The following is a 3,528-nucleotide window of genomic DNA, read 5'->3' on the forward strand; positions in this document are numbered from 1 at the left end:
AGTGTGGCCGCAGCTGCGCAACCGCGACCTTTTGTGACCCCCACTTGCTCACGCAAGAGATTAGTCATTCAGCAACACTCTCAGCCCTAGGCATAACCAAGCCCTTTGGCACGACCTATATTCCCAAGGGCATTGAAATCAATGGCCACACTGATAACGACAATGGAATGGTCGTCATTGCCGACGAAGGACAAAGACAGTTAATTTTAGCCCGCACCGACGGCAGTTTATTGCAAAAAATTAGTCTTGGGGGAGCCGCCAAAGGCTACACCGGATTAACCTGGGTCACCAGCGGAACATGGGAAAACCATTTCGCTCTGATAGCAGATAAAGGTCGGGCAATTTATATCTACGACAGCAGTATCTTTAAAAAAGCGACTTTTTCGATACCTTCTAATTTCACTGCCGAGGGCATTAGCCATATAAGTAAAACCAAAACCGGACTATACGACGATCACTGGATACTCGTCGGTACCAAGCGCTTACTCATCGGCTTTAATTTTTCGGCATTTATATTTAACCAAAACATGAATCTGGTCGATCAATTTACGCTACCTTCCTCCATTGACGGCCCAGAGGGCGTTGCCCATATCAATAATTTTGACGAAATATTGGTTCTCGACTCCAAAAATAATACCGTCGTAAACCTCGACCTTAACGGCAATGAATTAAGCCATTACAGCCTAAACGACTATACCACTGGGTCGGCCGCAAGCTTGGCAATTAACACCACTAGCTGTGAACACATTACCAGCTCAATTCTCGATAATCGCTTTTTTTCGCTGCGCCGCTGGACTAGTTGTAGAGCTTTTTTTCAAGACAACTTTGATACCGTTAGCTATAGCGGTAGCGATGGCCTAACTAACTGGGCCCCATCGCCATGGATTGAGCGCAATGAAGGCGACGGCCCCGCAGCAGGCTCGCTGCAGGTTAATGGCGGTTGGCTCGTAGTATCGGGATCAAACAAGGCCCTATACCGCCATTTTGATCTAAGCGGCAATTCACTCGCGAGTTTGAAGCTTTTAAGTAAACGAGTTGACCTTGATGACGCCGCGGACTACGTCACGGTCAACATTTCCTCTACCGGGAAAGACGGCCCATGGACGGAGCTCGCCCGCTACGGCGGCGCCGGCACCGACGCCGTTGCGATTAGCGAAGAGCTTGACCTCAGCAGCCATATTTCAAATGACATGTGGCTGCGATTTCATAGCGCAAGCACCTTAGGCCCCGATGACGCGGTGTGGTTCGACGAAATCACTATTGAAGTCTGCCCGGAATAAAAGGGGCCAAACAATCAGGCTAGCCACAATATTGGCAATGCGCGCAGGCTGCTGTACGGCGCGGTATCAGCGGGCATCGACCGACTTAACTTATAAACCGCTAGCACCTGCCCTATAGATGCCTAAGGGGCCCAATAACATTCAAGCAATAGCAGATCTGCTTGCACCAAGAAACAAACCTTGGCACTAAACATACACGATAAAAAGAGACCTAAACGCCGATGTATATGCGCAAAAACAGGGCAAAGATGATGATTATATAGACATAAAAAAGGGCCACCAGTGGCGACCCTTTCGCATTACCGCTAAAGCTCAGCGATCATCATAAGAGGTGTGGTTAACAATAAACTTACCGGTCTGGCTGTCAAAGAGCCAGCCACCCAGTGTTCCCGTCGCAGTCATCTCCAAATTACCCGTCGATACAACCGTCACTGTGTCTAAGTTACCAACAATTGGATCCTTAGGTAGTCGATCCTTTTTGTAGTAAGGGCCAAACGGGAAAGCACCAGAGCTGGTAGTAGAGCAGGACTGTCCGGCCGCATTGGTGTAACGTGTCAGGTGATCCAAAAATGCTGCCTCAGTATTAGCAAGCGCAGCGCCGGCGGTGCCGCCTACACAGGTCACCAGACCCGATGAAACCACGCTACCTGGATAATGCCCGTGATTTTGATAATACATATCAATTGCAGTGCGCACACCCGACAAACTCGAGTCTAATGCGGCAACCTTCGCATCATCAGTAGAGGAGGTGAATTGCGGTATTACGATTGCCGCTAATACCGATAATATAAGAACAACAATGACCAGCTCGACTAAGGTAAAGCCGCGTTGCACAGAAGCTCGTAATTTATTCATTATTTCTTTCCCTGATGTTACTCAATGTTTTTAGCAAGTTTAAACGATAAGCCACTGCATTTATTGTGACTCAATCTAGCGTATTTAAATACAGCCAAATTGCATTCTAAATACTCAAATACACTTATACCGCCTAATATCCTCTATGATAGTCGCCTTTTTTCTAATGCGCGACACTCGACAGCTTAAAAATGGGCAAAATTAAGGAGCTGACGATAATTCCCACCACGAGGCCCATGACCATCAGCATAATAGGTTCCGCCAATTTCGAGAGGCGATCAAGACGCTTTCGCAATTCCTTATCATAATAATCGGCAATACGGCCCATCACTTTCGCTAAATTGCCGGTCTCCTCACCCGTCGCGAGCATCTGCTGGGCCAGTGAAGGCACATAGGGCGAATTACTGAACACCTCACTCAGCCTTCGGCCCTGCTGGACATTTGCCTCAGCCTCGTTAATCAGCTCGCGGTAGGCTTGATTATCGACAACTTCGCGACAGGCTTTAAGGGCGTCGCGGACGCTGACACCATTGTGCAGCGACAAACTTAGCACCCTCATCAGCTGTACCAGGTAAATTTGCTTAAAAATTTCTTTCAGCAGCGGTGTCCGCAACTTTGCTTTATCTATTAGGCGCCGCCCGACAGCCGTACGAAGCGAATAGATCAAGACCCCGAAAAAACCAGCGGTGGCTCCGCACACAGCCATCCAGTGAGCTCGCAGTAAATCGCTAATGGACATTAAAATGATGGTGCTTAAGGGCAATTTGTCGCGAATAGAAGAAAATATGTCGGCAAATTTCGGGAATACAAACACCATGACGAAAATCACCACCGCGAGGGAGAATGTCGTCAAAAATATAGGGTAGGTCATCGCGGAGCGAATCGTACTTTTGAGCTGCTGCTGTTTTTCATCCATAAGCAGCAATTCGGCCAAGACTTTGGCCATAAAGCCGCCATTTTCGCTCGCTTCAATTAATTTAACGTAGGAAATGGGAAACATTTTAGGATGATTTGCCAACGCGGCTGAAAAACTACCGCCCTTCTCTACGGAGGCAGCCAAGTCATCGAGAATCTGGCGAACATTGATATCTGGCGTTTGACCTTTAAGGGTCAGCAGACTGCTATGCAATGCGGTTCCGGTCTCAAGCAATAAGGACAGCTGTTCAGTAAAAAACATCCGATCTTCGGCACGAATAGGCCGATAATACATGATCTGTTTTATATCAATTGATTTACCTTGTACAGCCGGCTTTGCCGCTGAACTTGCCGTCGGTAAAGGCATGACTACACACCCACCAAGCCAAATTCCGGCGTCTTAATTACTGATAACACGGGTAACCTCTTCCAAAGTAGTCTCGCCTTTAAGTACATGCTCAAGACCGTCGGCATACAA

General features: G+C 47.8%; 3 protein-coding genes. 1 reads left to right on the forward strand and 2 read right to left on the reverse strand.

What is annotated here, in order from left to right:
• Positions 1-1,280 (forward strand): hypothetical protein (locus tag ABYT30_RS17145; RefSeq protein ID WP_373097660.1); only part of this gene is annotated, 1,280 nt, incomplete at its 5' end.
• A gap of 312 nt (positions 1,281-1,592) precedes the next feature.
• Here ABYT30_RS17145 and ABYT30_RS17150 read toward each other — a convergent pair.
• Together ABYT30_RS17150 and ABYT30_RS17155 are read right to left on the reverse strand one after the other, a co-directional pair.
• Positions 1,593-2,135, reverse strand: a complete 543-nt coding sequence (locus tag ABYT30_RS17150) for a type IV pilin protein (protein WP_373083476.1) — start codon at positions 2,133-2,135, stop codon at positions 1,593-1,595.
• A 163-nt stretch (positions 2,136-2,298) separates the two neighbouring features.
• The gene (locus ABYT30_RS17155) at positions 2,299-3,417 is read right to left on the reverse strand and encodes a type II secretion system F family protein (protein ID WP_373097661.1); all 1,119 of its coding nucleotides are present in this window, start codon (positions 3,415-3,417) and stop codon (positions 2,299-2,301) included.
• Positions 3,418-3,528: the final 111 nt, after the last annotated feature.

The sequence above is a fragment of the Zhongshania sp. genome (assembly GCF_041623545.1).
Lineage (GTDB): Bacteria > Pseudomonadota > Gammaproteobacteria > Pseudomonadales > Spongiibacteraceae > Spongiibacter.